The 26,242-nt window shown below is 38.9% G+C and carries 22 protein-coding genes, 2 pseudogenes and 1 riboswitch; of the genes and pseudogenes, 7 read left to right on the top strand and 17 right to left on the bottom strand.

Going from position 1 to position 26,242, the window contains the following annotated elements:
* Positions 1 to 5: 5 nt before the first annotated feature.
* The gene (locus tag JCM19043_RS06570) at positions 6 to 770 is read right to left on the bottom strand and encodes a TIGR01457 family HAD-type hydrolase (protein ID WP_062321072.1); all 765 of its coding nucleotides are present in this window, start codon (positions 768 to 770) and stop codon (positions 6 to 8) included.
* Between the two features lie 213 nt (positions 771 to 983).
* Between JCM19043_RS06570 and zwf the strand changes: the two genes are divergently transcribed.
* Positions 984 to 2,477: a glucose-6-phosphate dehydrogenase gene (gene zwf, locus JCM19043_RS06565; protein ID WP_062321070.1), complete on the top strand. Its 1,494-nt coding sequence runs from the start codon at positions 984 to 986 to the stop codon at positions 2,475 to 2,477.
* 195 nt (positions 2,478 to 2,672) lie between these two features.
* On the opposite strand, the gene gndA is transcribed toward zwf, so the two are convergent.
* From gndA to JCM19043_RS06550, 3 genes are all read right to left on the bottom strand, one after another.
* Positions 2,673 to 4,094, bottom strand: a complete 1,422-nt coding sequence (gene gndA, locus JCM19043_RS06560; RefSeq protein ID WP_062321067.1) for an NADP-dependent phosphogluconate dehydrogenase — start codon at positions 4,092 to 4,094, stop codon at positions 2,673 to 2,675.
* Between the two features lie 186 nt (positions 4,095 to 4,280).
* Complete coding sequence (locus JCM19043_RS06555; protein WP_304438234.1) at positions 4,281 to 4,823, bottom strand: HAD-IIB family hydrolase; 543 nt, start codon at positions 4,821 to 4,823, stop codon at positions 4,281 to 4,283.
* A 5-nt stretch (positions 4,824 to 4,828) separates the two neighbouring features.
* Positions 4,829 to 5,023, bottom strand: a complete 195-nt coding sequence (locus JCM19043_RS06550) for an HAD family hydrolase (protein ID WP_062321063.1) — start codon at positions 5,021 to 5,023, stop codon at positions 4,829 to 4,831.
* A gap of 566 nt (positions 5,024 to 5,589) precedes the next feature.
* Positions 5,590 to 5,668: riboswitch (glycine riboswitch) on the top strand.
* Between the two features lie 85 nt (positions 5,669 to 5,753).
* On the opposite strand from JCM19043_RS06550, the gene JCM19043_RS06545 reads away from it, so the two are divergent.
* From JCM19043_RS06545 to JCM19043_RS06530, 4 genes and pseudogenes are all read left to right on the top strand, one after another.
* Positions 5,754 to 6,026 (top strand): ACT domain-containing protein, encoded by a 273-nt coding sequence (locus JCM19043_RS06545; protein WP_062321062.1) that lies wholly within the window; start codon positions 5,754 to 5,756, stop codon positions 6,024 to 6,026.
* 12 nt (positions 6,027 to 6,038) lie between these two features.
* On the top strand, positions 6,039 to 7,400 hold the full coding sequence (locus JCM19043_RS06540; RefSeq protein ID WP_062321060.1) for a PFL family protein: 1,362 nt from the start codon (positions 6,039 to 6,041) through the stop codon (positions 7,398 to 7,400).
* Between the two features lie 535 nt (positions 7,401 to 7,935).
* Positions 7,936 to 8,448 (top strand): DUF3221 domain-containing protein, encoded by a 513-nt coding sequence (locus JCM19043_RS06535; RefSeq protein ID WP_062321058.1) that lies wholly within the window; start codon positions 7,936 to 7,938, stop codon positions 8,446 to 8,448.
* Positions 8,449 to 8,664: 216 nt separating this feature from the next.
* Positions 8,665 to 9,904, top strand: a pseudogene (locus JCM19043_RS06530) (OFA family MFS transporter).
* Between the two features lie 79 nt (positions 9,905 to 9,983).
* On the opposite strand, the gene JCM19043_RS06525 reads toward JCM19043_RS06530, so the two are convergent.
* The 6 genes from JCM19043_RS06525 to JCM19043_RS06505 form a co-directional block, all read right to left on the bottom strand.
* Positions 9,984 to 11,879: an ABC transporter ATP-binding protein gene (locus tag JCM19043_RS06525; protein WP_197274760.1), complete on the bottom strand. Its 1,896-nt coding sequence runs from the start codon at positions 11,877 to 11,879 to the stop codon at positions 9,984 to 9,986.
* Positions 11,872 to 13,224, bottom strand: coding sequence for an ABC transporter ATP-binding protein (locus tag JCM19043_RS18120; RefSeq protein WP_255349945.1), 1,353 nt, complete (start codon positions 13,222 to 13,224; stop codon positions 11,872 to 11,874). The genes JCM19043_RS06525 and JCM19043_RS18120 overlap by 8 nt, the downstream gene beginning before the upstream one ends.
* 32 nt (positions 13,225 to 13,256) lie before the next feature.
* Positions 13,257 to 13,610 carry an ABC transporter transmembrane domain-containing protein gene (locus tag JCM19043_RS18115; RefSeq protein WP_255349944.1) on the bottom strand — a complete coding sequence of 118 codons (354 nt, stop codon included), beginning with the start codon at positions 13,608 to 13,610 and terminating at the stop codon, positions 13,257 to 13,259.
* Positions 13,603 to 14,073, bottom strand: a complete 471-nt coding sequence (locus JCM19043_RS06515) for a MarR family winged helix-turn-helix transcriptional regulator (protein WP_062321055.1) — start codon at positions 14,071 to 14,073, stop codon at positions 13,603 to 13,605. The genes JCM19043_RS18115 and JCM19043_RS06515 overlap by 8 nt, the downstream gene beginning before the upstream one ends.
* A 257-nt stretch (positions 14,074 to 14,330) precedes the next feature.
* A complete protein-coding gene (locus JCM19043_RS06510) occupies positions 14,331 to 15,449 on the bottom strand; it encodes a M50 family metallopeptidase (RefSeq protein WP_197274759.1) in 1,119 nt (372 codons plus the stop codon).
* Positions 15,450 to 15,459: 10 nt separating this feature from the next.
* Positions 15,460 to 16,332 carry a patatin family protein gene (locus tag JCM19043_RS06505; RefSeq protein ID WP_197274758.1) on the bottom strand — a complete coding sequence of 291 codons (873 nt, stop codon included), beginning with the start codon at positions 16,330 to 16,332 and terminating at the stop codon, positions 15,460 to 15,462.
* A 222-nt stretch (positions 16,333 to 16,554) separates the two neighbouring features.
* On the opposite strand from JCM19043_RS06505, the gene JCM19043_RS06500 reads away from it, so the two are divergent.
* The gene (locus tag JCM19043_RS06500; RefSeq protein ID WP_062321039.1) at positions 16,555 to 17,451 is read left to right on the top strand and encodes a manganese catalase family protein; all 897 of its coding nucleotides are present in this window, start codon (positions 16,555 to 16,557) and stop codon (positions 17,449 to 17,451) included.
* Positions 17,452 to 17,522: 71 nt separating this feature from the next.
* Here JCM19043_RS06500 and heR read toward each other — a convergent pair whose 3' ends face one another.
* Positions 17,523 to 18,311, bottom strand: a complete 789-nt coding sequence (heR, locus tag JCM19043_RS06495) for a heliorhodopsin HeR (protein ID WP_062321037.1) — start codon at positions 18,309 to 18,311, stop codon at positions 17,523 to 17,525.
* Positions 18,312 to 18,384: 73 nt separating this feature from the next.
* Positions 18,385 to 18,924, bottom strand: coding sequence for a TetR/AcrR family transcriptional regulator (locus JCM19043_RS06490; protein ID WP_062321035.1), 540 nt, complete (start codon positions 18,922 to 18,924; stop codon positions 18,385 to 18,387).
* Positions 18,925 to 19,145: 221 nt separating this feature from the next.
* Between JCM19043_RS06490 and JCM19043_RS06485 the strand changes: the two genes are divergently transcribed.
* Positions 19,146 to 19,775 carry an FMN-dependent NADH-azoreductase gene (locus JCM19043_RS06485; RefSeq protein ID WP_062321033.1) on the top strand — a complete coding sequence of 210 codons (630 nt, stop codon included), beginning with the start codon at positions 19,146 to 19,148 and terminating at the stop codon, positions 19,773 to 19,775.
* A gap of 86 nt (positions 19,776 to 19,861) precedes the next feature.
* On the opposite strand, the pseudogene gtfA reads toward JCM19043_RS06485, so the two are convergent.
* The 5 genes and pseudogenes from gtfA to JCM19043_RS06460 form a co-directional block, all read right to left on the bottom strand.
* Positions 19,862 to 21,327: pseudogene (gene gtfA / locus JCM19043_RS06480) on the bottom strand (sucrose phosphorylase).
* Positions 21,328 to 21,343: 16 nt separating this feature from the next.
* Positions 21,344 to 22,303: a carbohydrate kinase family protein gene (locus JCM19043_RS06475; RefSeq protein WP_062321031.1), complete on the bottom strand. Its 960-nt coding sequence runs from the start codon at positions 22,301 to 22,303 to the stop codon at positions 21,344 to 21,346.
* A 16-nt stretch (positions 22,304 to 22,319) separates the two neighbouring features.
* Positions 22,320 to 24,509 (bottom strand): alpha-galactosidase, encoded by a 2,190-nt coding sequence (locus tag JCM19043_RS06470; protein WP_062321028.1) that lies wholly within the window; start codon positions 24,507 to 24,509, stop codon positions 22,320 to 22,322.
* 15 nt (positions 24,510 to 24,524) lie between these two features.
* Complete coding sequence (locus JCM19043_RS06465; protein ID WP_062321027.1) at positions 24,525 to 25,346, bottom strand: carbohydrate ABC transporter permease; 822 nt, start codon at positions 25,344 to 25,346, stop codon at positions 24,525 to 24,527.
* Positions 25,346 to 26,182, bottom strand: a complete 837-nt coding sequence (locus tag JCM19043_RS06460; protein WP_062321025.1) for a carbohydrate ABC transporter permease — start codon at positions 26,180 to 26,182, stop codon at positions 25,346 to 25,348. The genes JCM19043_RS06465 and JCM19043_RS06460 overlap by 1 nt, the downstream gene beginning before the upstream one ends.
* Positions 26,183 to 26,242: the final 60 nt, after the last annotated feature.

Genomic DNA, 26,242 nt, shown 5'->3' with positions numbered 1-26,242 from the left:
CTCCTTTAAAAATCCCACTCCGTTAGCGATTGTATCGTATACGTCGGTTGTTTATCAACCGCTTGTAAATCATCTGATGTTGTCACCCCTGTAAAAACTAATAGAGAATCGACATCTGCATGAATACCGGCTAAAATATCCGTGTAATAATTATCACCAACCATAAGCGTTTCCTCTTTACTTGTTCCTAATACCTCAAGTGCCTGCTCAACCATAATCGGTTCTGGCTTACCGATAAATGTCGGTTTAACTTCTGTTGTTACAGATAAAACGGAAATAATCGATCCTGCTCCTGGTAAAAATCCGCGTTCACTCGGCAACTTAATATCACCATTTGTTGCTATAAATTTAGCTCCGTTACGAATCGCCAGTGCACCTATTGATAATTTTTCATAATTAATATCGCGGTCTAGTCCCATGACAACATAGTCTGGATCTTCATCGGTCAAGATTAATCCTTCTGCTTCTAAGGCCATTATCAACCCTTCTTCACCAATGGGATAAACTCTGGCACCGGGATCTTTTTCACTGACATACTTTGCTGTTGCCATACTCGTTGTTAATACTTGCGCTTCTGTTGCTGGAATAGCCATTGATCGTAATTTTTCTGCCACATCACGCGGATGTTTTGTGGAGTTATTGGTTAAGAATAAGTATGGAATACCCTTTTCATTCAATGCTTTCACAAAGTCTACTGCTGCCGGTATTTTTTCCGTACCATTATAAACCGTCCCATCTAAGTCTATAAGGTAGCCTTTATATGTCTTCATAAAAATCCCCCTGTAAATAATAATTGTAAAACTATTTGTTATTTTCTGAATACATGATAAGATAGAACATAACCATCTTTAAAATTATAACTTTAAACAGAGAGAAATGTAAAATGGTTTATCTAAAGGCTTGAAAGTGGTATGTTAAATATAGAGAGGGCCTACATACGACATTTAAGCATTTATTCTATAAAAGAGAGGTAGTTAAAGCCAATGACACAAGACACACCAAGAGCTATTATTGTAATTTTTGGAGCAACCGGGGATTTAGCTAATCGAAAATTGTACCCTGCTTTGTACCGTCTATATCGGAATAAAAAATTATCCGATCATTTCGCGGTCGTAGGGGTAGCTAGAAGGCCATTAACGCAAGAAGATTTCAGAAACAATGTCAAAGCATCTATCGAAGAGTATCAAGACGATCCGATTGACCATGATGACTTTGCCTCACACTTTCATTACAATCCATTCGATGCTCAACATTTATCAGAGTATCAAAAGCTTGATAAATTTATCACTGAACTTGATCACACCCATCAAGCAGGGGGAAACCGTTTATTCTATATGGCTATGGCACCAAACTTCTTTGGTCCTATCGCTGCTAACTTAAAATCTCAAGGACTCACCGACAACAAGGGTTGGTCACGTCTCGTGATAGAAAAACCATTCGGACATAATTATGAGACAGCCCAAGCACTGAATGATCAAATTGGTCAAGCCTTTGATGAGGATCAAATCTATCGGATTGACCACTATCTAGGTAAACAAATGGTTCAAAATATTGAAATCGTTCGTTTTGCGAATGCGATGTTTGAGCCGCTATGGAATAATCAATACATTGCGAACGTGCAAATCACTTCAAGTGAAGTATTAGGAGTAGAAGAACGGGGACGTTATTATGATGAATCTGGCGCCCTGCGTGACATGATTCAAAACCACTTACTTCAAATGGTGTCTCTTGTTGCGATGGAACCACCCGCAAAAATTCACCCAGACGATATCCGTTATGAAAAAGTAAAAGTATTGCGTAGTCTGCGCCCACTGAATGAAAATAACGTCGAAGACTATTTCGTTCGTGGCCAATATAACAAAGGCACTGTTAATAGTGAAGAAGTCAATGCCTACCGTGAAAGTAACGGTGTTGAACCTGATTCTAATACCGAAACCTTTGTGGCTGGTAAATTTATGATTGACAATTTCCGTTGGGCCGGTGTACCTTTCTACGTTAGAACAGGTAAGCGCATGAAAGAAAAGTGCACAAAAATTGTCGTACAATTCAAAGACTTACCACTTAACTTATATAAAGATAATGAAGGGACCATTAACCCTAATCTTTTAGTCATTCACGTGGCACCAGAAGAAGGTATTACAATGCACTTAAATGCCAAGAAAACCGATTACGGTATGACAAGTAAACCCATCACGATGCACTATGATAAAAGCTTAGAAAACGTTGAAGTTCCAGAAGCTTATGAGCTGTTGATTAATGATTGTTTAAACGGAGATTCAACAAGCTTTGTCCACGCGGATGAAGTGGCTCTCTCTTGGCAATTTATCGATACGATCACTCATCGCTGGGAAAAGACAATAGCTGATTTCCCTAATTACGCCTCGGGCACACAGGGGCCAGACGCATCAGATCAATTATTAAATAAAGATGGTTTCCACTGGTGGGAAACATGTTCACGCGATGGTGAGCAATCATAAGTTAAACGCATGAAAATCTTAAGCAGGCCAATGGCCTGCTTATATTTTGCGTATTTTTAACGAATAGAGGCGTGAAATCACCTTACTTAACCCATTTGATTATCCAAAGATAAAAAGCCGCTGACAAGCGTCTAAACACCCGTCAGCGACTTTTTATCTTTTATTTCATACACATCTTAAATAATGGAGAATATCTTATTTATCCAACCATTCTGTATGGAAGACACCGTCTTTATCTACACGCTCATATGTGTGAGCACCAAAGTAGTCACGTTGCGCTTGAATAAGGTTAGCTGGTAACGTTTCAGTACGGTAACTATCGTAATAAGCTAACGCCCCTGCAAAACCTGGTACCGGAATACCACGTTCCATCGCAACAGCTAATACTTTGCGAAGTGACGACTGATACTTCTCAACGATGTCCTTAAAGTAATCATCTAACATTAGGTTAGCGAGTGCTTTGTCACGGTCGAATGCTTCTTTAATTTTTTGTAAGAATTGCGCACGAATAATACAGCCACCGCGCCAAATCATCGCAATTTCACCATAATCTAAGTTCCATTCATATTCCTCAGAAGCTGTACGCATTTGCGCAAACCCTTGAGCATATGATGTGATTTTACTCATATAAAGCGCTTGACGAATCGCTTCGATTAATTCTTCTTTATCTCCCTCATATGGAAGTGATTCTGCTGAAGGACCTGAAAGAATCTTGCTTGCTTTCACGCGTTCATCTTTAAGCGCTGAAATGAAACGAGCAAAAACAGATTCAGTAATAACGGGAAGTGGCACACCTAAATCAAGCGCACTTTGACTTGTCCATTTACCTGTACCTTTTTGGCCTGCTTTATCTAAGATGACATCCACCATTGGTTTCCCTGTTTCATCATCTTTTTTCGTAAAGATATCTGTCGTAATTTCGATTAAGTATGAATCTAATTCGCCTTGATTCCAATCTTTGAAGACATCGTGTAATTCTTCTGCAGATAGACCAAGAACATTTTTCAGAATAAAGTAAGCTTCTGCGATCAGTTGCATATCACCATACTCAATACCGTTGTGCACCATTTTCACATAGTGTCCCGCACCGTTTGGTCCGATATACGTAACACATGAATCGCCTTCCACTTTAGCTGAGATGGCTTCTAGGATTGGTGCCACATGTTTATAGGCTTCTGCTTGACCACCCGGCATGATTGACGGACCTTTAAGCGCGCCTTCTTCACCACCAGAAACGCCTGTGCCGATAAAGTGAATACCTGATTCGTCAAGTTCTTTGTTACGACGAATCGTATCTTGGAAGAATGTATTACCACCATCGATAATAATATCACCTTCATCAAGTAACGGACGAAGTGTTTCAATCGTTTTATCTGTTGCTGGCCCTGCTTTTACCATCAACATAATTTTACGTGGTTTTTCTAATGAATCCACGAATGCTTCAATTGTTTCTGCACCAAAGAAGTTTTTTCCTTTGGCTTCGTTAGCCATAAAATCTTCTGTTTTTTTGTACGTACGGTTAAAGACAGATACAGAGTATCCGCGACTTTCTACGTTTAAAGCCAAGTTTTTCCCCATTACCGCAAGACCAATGACACCAAATTGTTGTTTTGTCATGTTTTTAGCTCCTTTGTCTATGTGATTCTATTTCTATCATACGTGGATTTTGGCAGTAGCGCAAATTATCCACATAAAACCCCAATGCTACATATACTAAGTTATAACAGATTTACGTCAGATGCAAATGAATTTTTTAAAAATTCATTTTTTTCTCACATCGACTTTTTTCACATCAATTATATGTCAAAAATCACCTGACAACATTTTTTCAATCGCTAGTGCCGCCCCGTCTTCATCAAAGCGTGTTGTCACAAAACGAGCTTTTTCTTTGACTTCAGCTTGAGCATTGCCCATAGCCACACCAAAACCAGCATGTTCAATCATTTTAATATCATTCATACTATCGCCCACGGCCATGACCTGACTAAAATCGAGATGTCTCGATTCAAGTAAATACTCAATCGCTTGACGTTTATGTGTCCCGCGCTTGTTGATTTCAATATTTGTTGGGCTCGAATTGGTCAGCTCTAGCGTTTGAATCGCACTGAAATAACGCGCGGCTTCATCACGTAACTTCTCATCTAAAATATCAAAACCAAACTTGATCCATTCATGTTCTTGATAATTATCAGGTAGTTGACGTTGAAACACCCCTTGGTCACTCACAAGCCAGAAATGGCTATCTAGGCGTTCAAATTGACTGATGATTTTTTCAACATCATCATGCTGAATCGATTGTCTAAGCAATAATTCTCCGCGAGTTGTCCAAACCTCTCCTCCGTTCAACGTAATTAAATGATCGACTCAAGTGTTTCGGCAATCGATAAACTTGTCGTACGGTGTCGGCCTGTCGCAATAACGACATCAACTTCCTGTTTTTTCGCTTCTTTGACCGCTTCGATTAAACGTGGGGTCACAACTTTCCCACCATGTTCTACAAGTGTCCCGTCTAAGTCTAATGCCACTAATTTTATTTGTTCTGCCATAGATACTTTCCCCCTTAACAATCGTTTCAATCATACCATTTTTTCATGTTCGACACTAGTTAGACACGTTTATATTAATCTGTAGACGTCATATAGATTTAAACTTCCATCAGATGATTTAACTTGTAACTATTGACAGATCCATGATATTATGCGATAATTAGTGTTGGCCGAAAAAAGGCAAGGTAAATGGGCATTATTTTAGATGTTTTGTATACACATCATGACGGTATGATGAACGACACGATTATTGAACGGATTTTATCATGGTTGCAAATTGATAAACAATAATAACGTAACACTTATTCAACTGGATCGACTCAAGAGTCGTAAGAACATAATAGAGGTAGGGATTATGTGTTTAAGTTAGAAGCATTTAAAATGAACTACCGCGGCAATTTGTAGTGAAAAACAAATATTTTTACCTTTAAAGGGCGATGTCACTTGTGGCATCGCCCTTGTCCAATGTAACAGACAAAAACAACGGTTGACCTTTTCTTAAAATCTTGGTACGATGCTTAGTAATTAAATAAGTCGCAACGATCATTATGGGTGACACTATAGTGGGAGCAACTTCTGGAGAGACCGCTCTAATGGCGGCACCGAAGGATTCACAATCTCAGGTAAAAGGACAGAAGACAATATGAGCTAAATAGCTTGTTGTCTTTAGAGATTGGGGATTGACTCCAATCTTTTTTTATTCAAAAATACAACATATGAGGTGAAAGACATGCAAAAACGCGCAGTAGTCACAGTAGTAGGGAAAGACCAAGTAGGGATTATTTCAAAAGTTACCACCGTATTAGCGGAACATAAAATGAATATTCACGATATTAGCCAAACGATTCTTCAAGATTATTTTACTATGATGATGATTGTTGAAATGGAAAACAAAGACTTATTAGAAGATTTACTTGGAGCATTTGAACAAGTGGAAGATGAGATGAACTTAACGATCAGCGTTCAATTAGAAGACGTCTTCCAAGCAATGCACCGAATTTAAGGAGGAGAAAAAATGGCTATTCATTACTCAGAGATTCAAGAAACCATCCGCATGGTTCAAATGGAAAGTTTAGATATTCGTACCGTTACAATGGGGATTAGTTTACGTAACTGTCAAGATAGTGATTTTGAAAAAGTAAAAACAAACGTCTACGATAAAATTGTCAGTTATGCTGGACAATTAAAGCCAGTAGCAGAACAAGTGGAAAAAGAATATGGGATTCCGATTGTGAATAAACGTATTTCTATCACACCTATTGCTGAAATTTTAGGTGACTTAACCGTTGATCAAGCCGTTGAACTCGCTAAAGTACTCGATCAAGCTGCTGAAAAAACCGGTGTAGATTTTATTGGTGGTTACTCTGCTTTAGTACATAAAGGGATGACAAAGGCAGATCAAACTCTACTTAAATCGATTCCACGGGCTTTAAGCGAAACAAATCGTGTGTGTAGTTCCGTCTCCATTGGAACAACGAGAACAGGTATTAATATGGATGCCGTTGGTCAACTTGGTCATGTCATCAAAGAAACCGCTGAACTGACAAAGGACCAAGATAGTATTGGTTGCGCGAAGTTTGTGGCGTTTTGTAATCCTGTTGAAGATAACCCGTTTATGGCCGGTGCCTTTCATGGTGCGGGTGAAGGTGAAGCCGTTTTAAGTGTCGGTGTCAGCGGACCCGGCGTGGTATTAAATGCGCTTAAACGCTATCCAGAAGCAGATTTAGGTGAAGTGGCTGACGTCATTAAAAAGACTGTTTTTAAAATCACCCGTGCTGGTGAGTTACTTGGTCGTGTCGTTGCTGAGCGCCTCAACGTTCCTTTTGGGATTATGGATTTATCACTTGCTCCTACGAATGCAATGAATGACAGTGTCGCTGAGATTTTAGAAGAAATCGGCCTTGAGAGCGTTGGAACCCATGGAACCATCGCCGCACTTGCCTTAATGAATGATGCTGTTAAAAAAGGGGGCGCGATGGCTAGTTCATACGTCGGCGGCCTAAGTGGTGCCTTCATTCCCGTCAGTGAAGATAACGGCATGATTCGCGGGATTCAAGATGGGTCACTGACCTTAGATAAATTAGAAGCGATGACTTGCGTGTGTTCGGTCGGTCTTGATATGATCGCCTTAAATGGCGACGCACCAGCCGAAACACTCTCAGCTATTATCGCAGATGAGGCTGCCATCGGCATGATTAATAAGAAAACAACTGCGGTTCGAGTGATTCCTGTTGTCGGCAAAAATGAAGGTGACATGGTTGAATTCGGCGGTTTACTTGGTCGGGCACCAATTATCGGTGTCAAACCATTTAGCTCTGAAAAGATGATTAAGCGTGGCGGACGCATACCAGCGCCACTTCAAGCATTGATTAATTAATCACTTACCATTTTCACACAGGAAACATGCACGTTTATATGCCATAAACGCATCTTAAAATACAGTTAGACAATCAAAAAGATCGCTTAGTCAAGATGATACACCCCTTGACTAAGCGGTCTTTTTATTCATAACTTTTTTTCTTATCTAAGATCAGCTACTTGTATCTCAAGCTTTTCGTAAAGAGCACACATAACAGATCTACATTTTAAAAGTCATGTTGAGTAAATGCTAAATCTTCGACGATCTCACTTAAAAAAATCTATTTATAAATAAGCAATTATGTTGACATCTTAACTCGTATTAAACCTCTTTCCATTTTGCCCCAAACAAAGATATTATATTTACCTTTTTTACAGCTAAATAACTATCCCAGACAGATTTGTCGAATTTATAAGAAAATTCACATATTAATGTAACTTATTAGGATGTTGAACCGTCTAATATATGACAGTGTTTAAATGGTCAATTACCCACCACTTAAACTGAAGCGAGGGCTTACAAAAGCCTAATTTTAAAAAGGGGGATAGTGATTATGAAAAGAAAACAGATCTATATTTCTTTATCAATATTAGGCGTTGTCACGCTATGGTTTCTCATATTTATGAGACAAACACCCCCAGACCTTACCGGGTATGTTATTCAAAAAACACCCCATCGTCTTCTGATACAAGCCGAAAGACCAAAAAATATGCGGCCATACGGTGGTAGAGAACGATACTATGAATTGATATGGGTCAATGAACAGGAAACAAACTATGATGTGGGTGATTATGTTGATGTGTGGTATCACTCCATTAGTCAACACTACCCTCGAGTTGCAAATACCAAAAAGATGAGACGATCATCAAAAGATAAACGGCAAGAGACGTTTCTCACCCGAAAACAAGTTATTCAGAAAGTCTATAAAGGCCATCGTCCCCACCCAGCTGAGATTTTCGTTATCGATCGACTTGTCTATGATGAAAATAAAGCACTATGGCATATCGACTTATATGACGTTTTCTCTGAGCGATGTCAATCATTTACTTTTGATGACCATGTATAAGCGATGCTTGCATTTATAAACAATCTGTCATTCGTCTTTAATTACCAATGTTGGGACTTTTGTCATTTAAAAGTTAAACATTGAGTCATTGCTACTTGTCATCTAACAAAATTCTTAGCTATTCTTCAATTGTTCACAATCTGTTCACTGATTCACATGGGTTTATCTGATATAGTTATAGCCAGTGGATGTGGTTTGATAGCTATGGAGGTTATCATGAAGAAAAATCGTTGGCTTATAGCATTATCTGCTATAGCCATTCATTTATCAATTGGCTCAGTCTATGCTACAGTGTTTTAAAGTATCCAATCGTTGAAAATCTAGGTTGGAGTGACAGAACCGTTACCGTATCATTTACGATTGCGATTGCTTTACTTGGAACATCTGCGGCGAGTTTCGGAAGGTTTGTTGAAAAATGGGGACCAAGAAAGTCAGCAACGATTGCTGCCTTTTTCTTTGCGAGCGGTCAAGTCATCGCTGGCTTCGGTATGCTTTCATCATCTGTGACCTTGTTTTACTTAGGTTACGGTGTCATTGGTGGCATTGGTTTAGGTCTTGGTTATATTTCGCCAGTTTCAACACTAGTGAAGTGGTTCCCCGACCGACGAGGTCTTGCAACAGGTATGGCTGTTATGGGATTTGGTGCAGGTTCTTTGATTGCTGCCCCAGTTATTACCCAACTAATCAAAGGGGTCGGCTTACACAACATGTTCTTCATTATGGCTGCCGTCTACTTTATCTTAATGATTAGTGGCGCAAGCTATATTGTGAAACCTGTAGAAGGTTATATGCCGAACTTAACAGCAACGAAAGCTAAGAAGCCAAAAAAATTACGCCTAGTTTACAGCAATTAAATGCACAAGAAGCCATTCGGACCCCACGTTTTGGTTGTTATGGATGATGATGTTTATTAACATTTCTACTGGCATTATGCTTATTTCAGCAGCATCACCCCTTGCCCAAACAAAAACGGGTATGACCGCTACAGCTGCGGCAACAATGGTAGGTATTATGGGGTTATTCAACGGTGGTGGACGCTTGGCTGGTCTGCATTTTCCGATCGCTTAGGACGTAGTAACGTATTCCTGATGTTTTTCGGTGTAGAAGCTATGATCATGCTTCTCTTGCCAAATGTGACGAATGCGTTGTTGCTACAAGTATTAATTTTTATTACTGTTTCGATGTACGGCGGTGGGTTCGCTTTACTACCTGCTTTATTAGTGATTTATTTGGTACGCGTCAACTTGGTGCCATCCACGGACTACTCTTAACAGCTTGGTCTGCAGCTGGTGTATTTGGTCCGCTACTTGTCGCTTATATAAATGATGCCACTGGTAGCTATAACACCGCCTTTTATATTTTTGCAGGTCTTGTCAGTATCGCTTTTGTTATTTCACTTGTGATGAAACAAAATATTCGGTCGTTTGAGAGGCACTCTATTAATAAAGCAAGCTAAAACTACACATCAAACCACACAGACTTAAAACACCCGTCATTTGCCAAAAGCAAAGAACGGGTGTTTTATTCTGTCCTACTTAACTTAACTCAAACATACCAGCTGAAAGTTGATAATACTTTCCTTTTTGTTCGATTAATTGATCGTGATTACCGCGTTCAATAATTTCACCCTGTTCAAGTACCATGATTGCATCACTTGAACGAACGGTTGATAAACGGTGGGCAATAATAAAGGACGTTTTACCTTCCATTAAACGGTCCATACCTTTTTGAATGAGCGCTTCCGTTCGCGTATCAATCGATGACGTTGCCTCATCTAAAATCAACACAGGTGTTTTGGCAACAGCAGCACGCGCAATTGCGATCAATTGACGTTGACCTTGTGATAAACTGTTACCATCTGATTTTAATGCCGTTTGATAGCCATCTTTTAAGTGTTGAATAAACGTGTCGGCATTCGCTAATTTTGCTGCTTCAATGACTTCTTCATCTGTAGCATCTAAACGGCCGTAACGAATATTTTCCATTACTGTACCAGTAAAGAGGTGGGTATCTTGCAGTACCATCGCAAGTGAACGACGTAAGTCTGGTTTTTTAATGCGGTTGATTTCAATACCGTCTACCGTGATTTTACCACCTGGTACATCATAGAACCTGTTAATTAAGTTGGTAATGGTCGTTTTACCTGCTCCTGTCGAGCCTACAAAGGCGATTTTTTGACCAGGCTTAGCATAAAGAGAAATCCCGTTTAAGACGGTTTTATCTTCCTCGTATCCGAAAACAACATCATGAAAGACAACACTACCTCTGACATGTGTGAGTTTTCCTTGGTCCTTCCAAGCAAATTCACCTGTCCGCTCCGCGACCTCTGTCATGTTACCTTCAGTATCTATAGTAACAGGCACCATCTCAACAGTACCTTCATCAAATTCTGGTTGTTCATCAATCACTTTAAATACCCGCTCCGCTCCAGCAAGTCCTGTTAAGACGGCATTGATTTGCTGGGACACTTGCATAATGGGTTGAGAGAATGTCCGCGTAAATTGTAAGAAGGCAACGACCGTACCAAGCGTTAGAATCTCTTCAATAGCTAGGAGCCCCCCAACCATCGCGGTGATGGAATAAAGAATATACGATAAGTTACCCATAATGGGCATTAACACATTCGCAAATGTATTCGCCGTCGTGGCACTTTGTCTTAAACCTTCGTTTAACGTATCAAATTCATCGTATACTTTTTCTTGTCGTGAAAAGACTTTAATGACCTTTTGTCCTTCAATCATCTCTTCAATGTAACCATTCACTTGTCCAAGCTCTTGTTGTTGTTTGACAAAGAAATTGGCACTACGTCCACCAATTTCTTTTACCGCAAACAACATAACTCCGAGCATAATCACCACGAGAATCGTCAATTGCCAACTAAAGAAAATCATCATACTGAAAACACCAACAACGGTGATTAATGAGTTAATGACACCTGTAATCGAATTCGATAACACTTGTCTTAACGTATCAATATCGTTCGTAAAGAGACTCATGGAGTCTCCATGGGTATGGGTATCGTAGTACTTCAGTGGTAATTTCTCTAGCTTTTGAAACAAATCGACACGAATTTTGTATAATGTCCGGGTTGAAATCCCAACCATCAAACGATTAAAAACGTATGTTGACGCTGCACCAACGAGGTAAATAACAGCCACTGTACCAATCACCATGACGAACTCTTGCATCAGTTCTGCCGTTTGTTCTTCCATTAGTGGCGTTAAATAATTATCAATAATCGTCTGTAAGAATGAAATCCCGATGACGTTACTGAGTGCACTCGTAATAATTGTAAGGAAGACAATCAGAAAAATCCATTTATCTTCTTTCATGTAACTGGCAATCCGTTTTAAAGTCTCTGGTATATTAGATGGTTTTCCCATACCTTTTGGTCCACCACCTGGACCACCCATTGGTCTTGCTTTAGCCATCGATACTCACTCCCTTACTTTGAGATTGATAGATTTCTTGATAAATCTCATTTGATTGCATGAGGTTCTCATGGGTATCAAACCCTTTAACTTCCCCGTCATCTAATACGATAATCCGATCAGCATCAGAGATGGAGCTCACGCGTTGAGCAATAATTAATGTGGTGACATCATCAAATGTCTCTTTGAATACAGTTCTTATTTTCGCATCTGTCGCCGTATCAACCGCACTTGTTGAATCATCTAAAATCATCACTTTTGGATTTTTCAGTAGCGCTCTCGCAATCGTTAATCGTTGTTTCTGGCCACCCGAAACGTTAACGCCACCTTGACCAAGGTCGGTATCATAACCATGAGGGAATGATGTAATGAAGTCATGTGCTTGGGCTGCTTTGGCCGCTGCCTCTACTTCTTCATCTGTCGCATGCTCATTACCCCATTTTAAATTATCCTTAATCGTCCCTGAGAACAAGACATTATTTTGCAGCACCATCGCCACATTATCTCGTAACACATTTAATTTATAATCCTTTACATTATGCCCACCTACGACGACTTCGCCTGATAAGACATCATATAGACGCGGAATTAATTGCACAAGGGTTGTTTTTGAAGAGCCCGTTCCACCAATAATACCAATCGTTTCACCTGACTCGATTGATAAATTGATCTGATTTAATACGACATTGTCTGGATCATTTGTATAACTAAATGACACATCTTTAAATTCAATCGCCCCATCATGTAACTGAAGGTTCGGATCTGTCCCTTCATCATCAAGCGTTGGTTTTTCTTCTAAACCTTCGATAATACGTGAGAAGGACGCACGGGAAATAATGATCATAATGAAAATCATTGAAATCATCATAAGAGAAATAAGTACTTGCATAATGTACATAATGAAACTAGACATCTGTCCAATATTAAACGTGCCATCGATAACCATATTACCGCCAAACCAAAGAATCGCAACGACACTCGTATAAATGGTCAGCTGCATAATTGGCATGTTTAAAATCACGAGTTTTTCAGCATTTAATTGCGCATCGCGCACTTGTTTAGCATTTTCCAAGAAGCGTGATTCTTCATGATCTTCTCTTACAAAGGCTTTTACGACACGAATATTAACAATAAAGTCTTGAACTTTTTCATTTAATCCATCATATTTTTCAAGCATCGTTAAAAAGCGTGGATGCGCATTTTTACCAATAAAGAAGAGCGTTAAAGATAATACCGGGATTGAAATCAAGAAAATCATGGATAGTCTTGCATTAATCGATACCGCCATAATGGTTGCACCAATTAACATAATCGGTGCCCGAATCGCCATCCGAATAATCATCATAAACGCATTTTGCGTATTAGTTACATCCGTTGTTAAACGTGTGACAAGTGACGCTGTTGAAACTTATCAACGTTAGCAAATGAGTAGCCTTGTATTTTCTCAAATAAACCTGAGCGAATGTTTTTCGCAAACCCCATCCCAGCTTCTGCGGCATATTTACCACTTAACGCGCCGAAAATAAGGGCGATAATGGCCATTAGGATCATCAGTAACCCCATCTGAATAGTGTAACTCATACCCCCTTCGCCTTGAATACCATAATCGACGATCCTTGCCATTAGAAGCGGAATCATGAGTTCTAATATAACTTCAAACACAACCATAATTGGTGTTAAAATGGTGGCTTTTTTATACTCGCCTAAAAAAGGCAGCAGCTTTTTAATCATCTTTTTTCCTCCCATCAAGCTTACATTTATTGTGTTCTGGTTCTAAATTACTTAATAATTTTTTCAAATGTTCTACAATACTGTCTCGTTCTTCGTAATCAATACCTTGTAAAAGTTTTTGATCGATTGTTTCTTTATACACCTGAAAATCTTCTAATACTCGCATGCTTTGATCAGTTAAAGAAATTAACTTCTGACGTCCATCTGTTTCACTTTTCTTGCGATCAATGAAGCCTTTTTCCTCTAAACGTTTTAGTAAGCCTGTGACCGTTGGATTCGTCAAATGAAAATGTTCTTCGATATTTTTCTGATTCACATCTCTTTTGTGATAGTAGGCTCCGCCTAAAAACAGTAAAATATCACCTTGAGAAGACGTGAGATTGTGCTGTTCAAAATACTGATTTTTTTCACGTTCAAGCGCAAAGTATACGAAGCGTATGTAAAGAATTAAATCATTTGGCAACGTAGATGAACCTCCTCACAATTACATAGCATGCTATATATTATTGCGGTATTTTTAAAAAATGTCAATCAAAAAACGCGTTCTTTTTTGTGTAAAAACGATGGAATGTCTACAAACGCTAGATTAATTACCTATACTGAGAATGTATAGAGTCCTTCATTTTTTTAATAAGGCATTAACATAATCATAAGAATAAAAAACAACCGTTGCCGATTGTTTTTTATTCTTACTAATATATTCATTTATATTCATTTCTACTATACTTGTGACGTTTTCTCTGCAGAGTGAAGTGACCCCAACAAATCTTTTTCCAAATATTGAAACAAGACGGCTTCAGTTGTTTGTTGCCCTAGACTCGGATAATAGTGAAGCACGGACCGCCCCTTATCGATATACTTTTTTGCTAGTGCGATATGACGATCGTAATAGGCAAGATAAGCTTTTACTCGATAGCCGTTCGCATCACAATCTTTATCTAGATGAGTTAAACACTCACGCCACATTTTAACCCCTTCATGATCATCTAACAAAATACACGCGACTACGATTTCATTTAAAACACTTGGGCGCGTCATAAAATTGCACGTATCTATCCGCTCACTTAGCGTCATTTTTGTCTTTTCTAATGTTTTAAAATCTAACTGTTCTAGCGCTTTTAGATGTTTAAGCAGATCACAATGGATGCTGTCGTTTCCTTTAACCGAATCAAAATTCAGTTCACCAGGCGTCACTCCTGCTTGTAATTGCGTTGAAAAATTCATCATCTCCAACAAATCAATCACCTTTTTATCACCTTTTACTAACCCAGCAATGTAAGCCCCGTCCGACATCATCGTAGCCGATGTTTTAAACGGGAAAATATTTGCTCCACCTAAAAATACTGAAATAATGACAAACACCCAGAGAAAAAGACTGAGAAAACCTGATGTATGTAAAATTAAAAGGTAAGCAAGTCCAGCTGAAAGAAAGTTAAACAAAGCACCACCCATGAAATAGGCGATAAATGAGCGGTTTGATATCTTCCCTAATCGTTTAGGAATCATGCCACATAATCCACCATAGCCATTCATCTTTTCAAAAGATACACGGAACGTGCCGTTGACTTTTTTCCATTCTAAAAAGCCAATCCGGTAAATCAGTAATGTCATCCCCGCGAGTTTGCCTAAGACAAAGTGACCAAACTCATGAATATTAATAGCTAAAAATAAGCCTACAAAAATAAAAATGAAAACAATAAGTCCATTTTGAAACGTTACATGTTGAAGTATTGGTTCATAAAACGGATCACTTGCGCCAGCATATAAACCTAAAAGAATGCCTATAAGGGCACAAACACCGTAAAATATGCTATTTTTCTGCCACTTTTCATCGTTCACCTCGAAAAAATTAATGAATTTCAACTTGTTTATTGGCGTTTAACCAGTCTTTTAAGGCTGGCATCTGTTCTTTAGCACGTAAAACACCCGCTTCATGTAAAGCATTCAGTTTCGCCTGATCTTTTTCAGCGCGTTTTACTTGTTCGTGACCTTTTGGCCTAATAATAAATACATCACCTTGGTCTTCAAGTGCTTCTAATTGATCAAGTGTCTCGTTATAAATCTCATGACGGTTAAGCATCGTTTCAACTAGTTTTGGGTATTCTCGATAAAGTAATTTTGATGTAAATTTCGCTCGAAATGGTTTTTTTCGATACCCTTTCGGTCTTGTTAATACAATAACATGGCGTCTAAAACCATCGTCAATGGCTTTTTGAACCGGTATCGGGTCAGCAATTCCACCGTCTAGTAATGTATAGCCATCAAGCTCAATCGGGACGCCTACAAGTGGTAAACTACTTGAAGCTTGCACAGCTGTAAAGATGTCCGTTTCCTGAGAGTTATCAAAATAACGCACCTCTCCTGTTTCACAATCTGTTGTTGGAATGACGAAACGTTCATCAATATGATGAAAGGTTTTAAAATCAAACGGGACAAGTTCATTGGCAATATCATTAAACAAAAAGTCCATATTAAACATCCCTTTGCCCTTAAGCAGATTGCGCATATTAATGTAACGTGGGTCATTCGCAAAATTCACATTGATATAGCGACTTCTATCCGGTTGTCTTGATAAATAACTCAGCGCGTTACACGCCCCGGCTGATACACCAATGACATAGGGAAAATACATGTTTTCAGTCATTAAATAATCCAGAACCCCAGAAGTAAATACACCACGCATACCGCCACCTTCTAGCACTAAACTCGTCTCATGCATCACATCCACCTCCTATTCCATTCGTTTAAGGCACTACTTCTACTAATTACCAATTATAACAAACCTCCTAATCCAAAGCGATGTTTTTCTTAATTTTCGCACAAAAGTCCTGATCGTTACATATACTGTAGCTACAAAGGCACCAAAAATTATTTTTCTACCTCTTAAACAGCTATATGATAAATATTTTTGGTTTAGCCTAATATATAGAGAAAAGGTGATGAGATGTTTCAACGGACAAATAAGCTATTGATTGATCTACCTGAACCGGACTACGGGGACAAAAAAGCCGCGCTCGCTGTACAGGAATTATTGGGCGGAAAGTTTGGTGAGTTATCCACCTTAAACAATTACTTATTTCAGTCGTTTAACTTTAGAGAACGTAAAAAACTCAAACCCTACTATGACCTCGTCTCAAGCATTACCGCCGAAGAACTCGGGCACGTGGAACTCGTCAGTCATACGATTAATCTCTTATTCAAAGATACAACAGAGGTACCCTTTGATGTGAATGATACTGCATTAAAGAGCGCCGTCACATTCCCGCATCCGAAACACTTTATTCACTCTGCTAATACATCGTTACCGATTGACGCAACAGGAAATAGTTGGACAGGAGATAACGTCTTTTCAAGCGGTAACCTTGTCCTTGATTTGTTGCATAATTTCTTTTTAGAGATTGGCGCACGTACACACAAAATGCGCGTATATGAAATGACTGACCACCCTACTGCAAGAGAAATGATTGGTTACTTACTCGTGAGAGGTGGGACCCATGTCGTCGCTTACCAAAAAGCGATTGAATCATTAACAGGCGTGTCTCTAGGTAAACTACTGCCCATACCTAATGTGTCTAATGAGACATTTGATACCGCTAAAAAATTTGAAGACCAAGGACTTGGCAATGTCCTTTACAACTGGAATCAGGTCGGCGATTACTTGGGCATTGAAGACATCTTCACTGGGACACATCCAGAAACAAATGCTCAATTAACGGTAAGAGAAGGCACACCGATTGGCGGAAAGATGCCTGACTTAGAGAGTTTACCTGAATTTTTCGCACCAGGTTTAGACCGCGATGACTATACCCGTGTCGCTAAACACTTAATGGATCACATCTAAAAATACCGTCCTTGTGACTGGTTAGCTCACAAGGACGGTATTTTCATCAAACTTAGTTATGTCTAGACTATTTATGGTTGCATCGCCCCAAATAAAACGAGCCAAGCAAGAATCGATTTAGCGACAAGACTTAAGATAATATACACGCGTTCACCGTATAAATAATCTTTCCACTTACCTACTTTTTTATATTGCAAAATCATATTTACCGGGAACGTATTAAAAGCAATGAAGTACGTGACAACAATGGCCCAAACAAACCACGGCACCATATCAAAGTTACCCGTACCAAACATATAGAGGAAGATGGCAATCCATGGGGCTATCCCCGCAATCGATCCCCAAATAAAAGCACCCCAGCGAACGTTATCTTTATCACGTCCTTCATTTAATTGCTCCATCACTAATCCAAATAAATTCATCGTCGCATTCACGATAAAGATTAGAATGAGTGACGCAATATCATAGATACCAAATAAGGTTGAAATGAGTACAATCATAATCGATGAACTTAAGGCATATTCGAACCAGCGAAACTTATTAATGCCCCGTTCTAAATCGCGATTGTAAATGTCATTTGTTTTCTTAGGCAAGGCAATAATCGCGTGCGCCAAAGCAGAAATAAATAGAAATGAACTGACAATGATACCAAACGGTAAATCAAATAATTGATCTTGCGCGAGTTCAAGTGATTGCGTTTCCGGGTTAAAAGATAAATAGAATTGCGTAATCGTTGGACTAAACTCTGAAATCGTCTGAATGACAGACGTGGCTAAAAACAACATGATAATTGCTTGTACTAGGTGGAATCCACCCATAATCAAATTAAATCGTCGTAACTTCTTTAAACGTGCTTGCATACATGTCGCCTCCTTTTATACTTACACTGACCTATTCCCCTCCCAACAGTCAGTTTAAACCAAAAAGGACAGACTATTTTATCAATTGATCGGCCGTATAATTAATCAACTGACTCCGTTGATGATTAACTTTTCTAATCGCAACAGCACTGCTATATAGGCCACCTACAAGTTTGTAAGTCTCAAGTAGCGCATAATCATCAGATGGATGATTCAAGCCCTGTTTAACAATAGGGAAAAATCGTGCAATTAACGTTGATTTTATTTCTTGTTCAATATCAAGTAAGAACTTATGAAAATTCAATTGACAATGTCCCTCTAAGTAATCATGTAACTCAATAATGGCTTCTAATACCCCTAAGATAAGCTCACGAGAAAATGTGTCTATCTCATTGAACGGTTCGACACAGTAACGAATCAAATGTTCCTCTAATGTATATTGTAATAAGGCTTGTTTATCTTTAAAGTGATGATAAAAGGTCGCCCGATTCACATCTGCTTTTTGTGTAATATCTTTCACCGTAATTTTTTCTATTTCTCGTTCTGACATAAGTGCCAGTAAAGCATCTACGACACTTTTTCTCGTACGAATAATTCTTGGGTCTGTTTGCATAGGTTCTCTCCCCATCTGTCATGATTTCATCCTCATCTTATTCATGGTTGAATTTAGACGTTTATAGATCAAATGTCACATATTTGATAAAAATAGATATTTTGGATTCATATTATTTGTCTTGAATCAAAGATAATATTATAATACCAAATGTAGCTACTATTTAAAACTCTTTTTTATATGTGGCTAAATATAAAGAATTATTTGGAGGAATTATTTTTATGAATTTATTAGTAGTAAAGGCAAACGATCGCCCATCAAGTCAAGCAACAACACCAAAAATGTATGACGCATTTATGGAGGAATTAAAACAAAACGATAACGTTGATGTGACCGTCTATGATGTTTACGAAGAAGACACACCATACTTAGGCCAAGACATCTTTAATGCATACATGAAACTAGAAGGTCATGAGCCTTTAACAGAATCAGAAGAACGTTTATTCAATGCACAATCAAAAGCACGTGACTTATTTGAAAAGGCAGATACAATCGCTTTCGTTTTCCCATTATGGAATTTAACCATTCCTGCTAAGTTACAAACATTTGTTGATTACGTCTTCTCTGCAGGTTTTACTTTCAAATATGATGCAGAAGGCAACATGATTCAATTAATGAATGATAAGAAAATCATTCTTCTTAACGCACGTGGTGGCGTATACTCAACAAAAGAAATGCAACCACTAGAAATGGCTGTTAACTATATGCGCACATCTTTCGGTGGTGTGATGGGCATGGAAATCATTGATGAAGTGATCATCGAAGGTCATAACCAAGACCCAACGAAATCTGATGAAATCATCGCAGAAGGCTTAGAAAAAGTAAAAGCCGTCGCTAAAAACTTAAAATAATGTCATCATAAAAAGCGGAGAAGACGATGTCTTCCCCGCTTTTTCATATTTATCTTATCATATATAATCTACCATCGTCTGGTACATTAAATAGTGTAAACCGCTTGTTCTCCTAATTCATCGACATAGTGAATGGCTGATTGACCTGATGATAAATCAACATGTAGCTCACAATAGTACAGATCTTTATCCCAGCGCAATGCCACTTTTTCTGATGAACTTGATAAGACCGTAAAGTCACCATCAAACGCCGGATATTCATTTCTAAAGCGAATGAGATCAAGTAATCGCTGAACAACTTCTTTTTCCAAATGCTGTTCGACATCTGCAACTGAGAAATTCTCCCGGTTAATTTCCCGGCCATCGCCTGTTTCTTTTACGCGTTGGTCTTGATTCACACCAGCGAGTAATCCTACATAATACACTTGAGGAATACCAGGGGCAAAAAACTGAATCGCACGCGAAGCAAGGTAACGGTCATCATCTTCATTAAGGACTGAATAGTAGGTGCAACGAATTTGGTGCACATCAAAACCATCAGGATCTTTATGGTCTTCAGATACGATTAAGCTTAGGTTAGATCCTCTTTGGACCGTTTCATCCACTAAAGCTTTTGCTTCTTTCGTATCTACCATACCATCTAAATCTGGCTTAACCGGAATACCATCGTGACAATCCAGCATGGTGAATTGATTAGATGGGCGGTCTTTTAAGTAAGCCGTCAACGCTTCTGAATCACCATTGATCATGCTTCTAAAATGCGGTAAGGTAGAATAAAATCATAAATCCAAAAGCCATGTTCACTTAATTTATATTGAATAGAATGATGCGCATGTACCTCTGGTAAAAGTGTGATATCAAGTGAGTCCGCCAAGTCTTTAATCCAATCGAGAAAATCATAAATGTCTGGTTCGACAAAGAAACAACTCGTACCAAGCTTCTTAATAATATAACCGACCGCATCAAGTCTAACGATACTGACGTTATTTTTCTTGAAGTTCAAAAAGAACTCGGTAAAGAGTGCCTTTACCTTCTCAGAATGGACATCTAAATCAATTTGTTCAGACGGATCTGTCTTACCAAATGTGGTCCATACACGCTCGGTCTCACCCGTTTTTTCAATCTCAAATGTTGAGTAAGGTACCTTACGTCGCAAAAACATTTTATCAATGTCCGCTTGTTTTGGTTCACCATCCGGCCAAATTTTATCGAGCGTTAAAAAGTAATCCGCGTACGCTGAGTCACGGCCGTTCTTTAAGAAATCTTGGAAATACGGTGATTGCTGGGAAATATGATTGACCATCAAATCTAATAATACATCACGCTTCTCACCAATCTTTTTAATATCCTCCCAGCCACCGAACTGAGGCTCAATCTCTAAATAATTTAGTGGCGCAAACCCTCGGTCTCCCGATGAGGGGAATGGCGGTAAGATATGCACACCCCCAGTGAAAACATCAGAAAAATGCTTGTCTAATAAGTAATCCAAAGCTTTGAGGTCGCCACCTAATGAATCTGGATACGTAATGAGTTGAACATTATTATTTAGCACACGTCGCTCTCCCTTCTTACAGATGTGGTTCTTTATCTAAAAATTCTTCATAATGCGGTAATTTTACTACTGCACCTGTAAATTGCAGTTTATAAGCGCTTGTTGAAAAGCCTAAATCAAGCGCTTGTTCTACCGTTTTTCCTTGGGTAATCCCTGTATAAAAACCGGACCAAAAAGCATCTCCTGCCCCAGTTGTATCGACAACTTTCGTTGCTTTTGTTTTATAGTACGTTTTTTCTCCATCAAATGAAGCAATGGCGCCATCTTTTCCCAAGGTCATTAGAACAATGGGACACCCTAGCGCATGAAACTTTTCAATGTGATTCTCAGGGGAATCGTCACCAAACAACCTGAAAGCATCGTCTTCTGATGGCTTAACAATATCTGCTTGACTAATCATCTCTTTCATAATCTGAATCCCATCTTCATCTTCATCCCATAACCCTGGGTGATAATTCGGATCAAAGCCGACAAGGACTTCTGCCTCTTTTGCGATTTTAACGGCGTCATAAACGACTTTTCTGGATGATGATTTAGACAAGGGCCATGATGAAATATGCATGATCTTTGTATTTCTAATTGCTTGTTCAAGTTCATCTGTTAAACGAATATCAAAATCACTGCCCCGATAAAAAATCGGAGTCGGACTGCCTTTACTTTTGTTCACGACGACCATACTGGTTGATTTATCTGTCCGCTGAATCAATGTCGTATCAACAGATTCTTTCTCAAGGTGGTGAATTAAAAAGTCACCAAATCGATCGTCACCTACCGCAGCAACAAGGCGCGCTTCACCACCAAGACGATTGATATTCATGCAAAGGTTAGCTGGCGAGCCACCGAAGAATGCATGAAAACCATTATTCTCAGTGAGAGAATGATAGCTATCAGAAATCATATCAATTAATATCTCACCAATCGATAACACATCAACCGGTGCTTGTTTTAAGGTGAAAGGTTGATTTAATTTTATCAAAGTAACCTCCCCTTTCTCACTTGACCGCTTCTAGACGATAAAGCGTGCTTTTAAAATCATGGTTGGCATACGGGACATTAAGCCCAATATGCATTAAACTATCGCCACTATACACATCATTTGTTTCTAATACGCAATAATCTGTTTCAGGATCTAAACCTTGTAATTTAACGGCTTTAAACAGTCCATTCGCCTCAGCAAGTGTGTGCACATAAATAAAGACAGCCTTATCTTTTGTTTCACTCACATGAATCGAACCGTAATTACCTGTCTCAAACGGACTCACTAAACGATAGAATGTTCCGTACTGAATCGTTTGTCGAATAGATTTATATAAGTCTACTTGCGTTTTAATACCGCTAATTTCCTCATCAGATAATTTTGTTACATCTAGCTCATAACCTAAATTCCCATCCATAGCGACATGTCCCCTTGTTTCAAGAGGCGTGATTCGTCCCACTTGATGGTTAGGCACCTCAGATACGTGAGACCCCATTGAACTAATTGGATAGACTAAACTCGTACCGTATTGAATCCGTAGGCGTGAGATTGCATCAGTATTATCACTTGTCCATGTTTGCGGCATATAATAAAGCATCCCTGGATCAAATCTGCCGCCTCCACCCGAACAACTTTCAAATAAAATCTCAGGGAACTTAGCTGTAATAGTTTCCATCACCCGGTAAAGCCCTAACATATAACGGTGGGCCACTTCTTTTTGTTGTTCTTTTGGCCAATAATGCGAACCGATTTCAGTCATATTACGATTCATATCCCATTTCACATAACTGATCGGCGCAGATTCTAAAATAGCGGTGACGCGTTGAATCATCTCATCACACACATCTGGACGCGAAAAGTCTAATACGAGTTGATTACGACTTTCTGAACGACGACGATTTGGCACATGCAGACACCAATCTGGGTGCGCTTTGTATAGTTCACTTTCTGGCGACACCATTTCAGGCTCAAACCAAAGACCAAACTGCATGCCCATCTTATTGATTTTTTCAGCAAGTGTTTTAAGACCACTTGGAAGTTTTTCGTCATAAACAAACCAATCACCGAGTGATGTAAAATCATCATCACGTTTTCCAAACCAACCGTCATCTAAAACAAATAACTCAACGCCAGTGTCTTTTGCTTTATCAGCAATCGTTAAAATTTTATCTTCATTAAAATCAAAATACGTCGCTTCCCAGTTATTAATCAGCACGGGACGCTCCGCGTCACGATGTTTGCCACGAGCTAACCTTCTGCCGTATAAATCATGATACATACGCGACATATCATTTAAACCTTGGTCCGTATAGACCATCACGACTTCAGGTGTTTGGAATGTTTCAGCTGGTTTTAATAACCACTTAAAATCAAAGTCATTGATGCCCATAATGACACGTGATTGACATGTTTGATCCACTTCAACTTCAGCTTTAAAGTTGCCACTATAGACTAGACTAAAACCATAGACTTCACCTGTCGTTTCTGTTGTTTCTTCTCGCACTAAGGCGATAAAAGGATTTTGATGATGACTACTTGAACCGCGTCTACTCTCCACACTTTGCATCCCCCGCCGCAGAGGTGCACGTTCAATATCACGTTCTCTCACGTGAGCACCTGGTAAGTTGATCATCTCAAAATCAGTCTCTCTAAAATCAACACTCATCGAAGCCACTTTTTCAAGCCCAAGTGTGTCTTCTCCTTTATTTTCAACGTGTACCGCACGTGTGATGGCATTTCTTGTTGCGTAAACGGTATAAATTAATGTCACGTGTAACTGTGTGACTTCATCAAGCATAGATACCTTTAACGTATCCGCTTCTGAAGTATCTTCTACATAGGTAGCCGGAAGCCCTTCAAGCCGTCGTTTACCTGGTAAGATTTCGTGACTTACATAACGTAAATCGGTAATTCGTCCGCCATCAGCTGTTTCAATATGAACAGCAGGTGAACGAAAGTCTGTATGTCCATAGGCAGGGTATTCTTGTGGTAATGTATCTAAAGAAAACGTACGGTCTTCTTTATTCGGATTCCCACTGAACCCTCGATCGATATAGCGTAAGCTTTTCGGCATAGAGGTCGAACGCACACGCTTACCCCAATATAAATGAGCTAGATAATCGTTATTTACAACTTGAAATAGATAACTTGATTGGTTTGTCTGTAAGTGAAATATTTTTGTCTCTTTATCAAAATAGATTGTCATAGTCACCCTACTTTCTTATGATTTAATTGCCCCTTGTGTGACTCCACTAATAATGCGTTTTTGCAAGAAGAGATACACAACTAACATTGGTAGTAACGCCATGAGATATGAGGCAAACGCCAAGTTATAGTTCGTCGCAAATTGGCTCTGGAATACATATTGAACAAGTGGTAACGTACGGTCACCTTGATCAGATAAGACGACGAGTGGTAATAAGAAATCATTCCATGCCCAGAGTGCTGTTAAAATACCCACAGTCGCATTCATTGGAGATAAAATTGGGAAGATAATTCGCCAGAACACGCCCCACTTTGAACAGCCATCTACAATGGCAGCTTCTTCTAATTCCTTCGGAATTGTCTTAACATAGCCCGTGTATAAGAACGTATTAAAAGCTAATCCATACACAACATAAAGAATAATTAAACCATTAAGATTCATTAGACCAAGCGCACTCATTTGCTTAACAATCGGTAACATAATAATTGGAAAAGGCACAAACATCGCACTGACTAAATAGAAGTACAAGAATTTAAATGCCTTACGATGTAAGTTACGAGCAATTGCATAAGCGACAAGTGAGTTAGATAGAATCGTTAAAATCACGGTAAAGAAGGTCACATACGCACTGTTACCAAACGCGTTGAAGAAATTCGTCATCTCAATCGCGGTTTTAAAATTATCAAAGGTCCATGTGGATGGTAATGATAGAATCGATTGAGCTGTCTCTGCCGGTGTTTTAAAAGCATTCACAATTGTAATAAATACCGGAAAAAGGATGAAAATTGATCCTAACATTAATAAAATTGTCGTGACATAATTTGTTTTATTACGCATTACATTTGCACCTCCCGTTTCTGCAGGAATCTAATCTGAATAATAGAAATGGTGACAATCACAAAGAAATAAATAACAGCGTTAGCTGATTGCAAGGCAAATTGACCGCCTGTAAAGCCATCTTCATAAATTAATAGTGAGATGGATTGTGTCGAACGACCAGGTCCACCACCCGTTAGCGCAACAACATGGTCAAATACCATTAAGAAGTTTTTCATCGCAAGAACCATGTTAATTGTAAAGAATGGTGCGATTAACGGGAAGGTCACGTGACGGAATTGTTGCCACTTACTGGCTCCATCAAGGCCTGATGCTTCATATAAATCTTCTGGAATCGTCGCTAGTCCCGATAAGTATAAAATGACATTTAGTGCAGCAGCTTGCCAAACACCGACAATGACGATCGCTATCCAAGCAGAATCTTTGTCACCGAGGATACTTTTCGCAAGTCCTTCAATACCAAAAGATTGGCCAATTTCAGGAATGAACACGGAGAAAATGAACTTAAAGACAAAACCTACAATGAGAATACTTAAAATATTTGGCATAAAGTAGATGCCTCGTAATGTCTTATGAAACTTCACTTTTGAATTAAGACCAAGTGCAATCGTTAAACTGATGATATTAACTAAGATCGTTGATATGATCGCAAATTTAAAGGTAAATTGATAGGAGTTTAAAATGCGTGGGTCTTTAAAAACATTGATATAATTTTCGATACCGATAAAGTTCCAATCACCATATCCACGATAATCTGTGAAACTATAAAAAATCCCTTGCATCAATGGAAAGGTATGAAAACTAAAGAATAATATTAACGCGGGTAACACCATCATTAAATATACCCGGGTATTTTTTTATCCATCATTGGATATTCCTCCTTAAAAGTAAGGTTG

Source organism: Halolactibacillus sp. JCM 19043 (assembly GCF_001310395.1).
Classification (GTDB): Bacteria; Bacillota; Bacilli; order Bacillales; family Amphibacillaceae; genus Halolactibacillus; species Halolactibacillus miurensis.
Note: the sequence above shows the minus strand (reverse complement) of the source record. Positions and strands in the feature narration are given on the sequence as shown.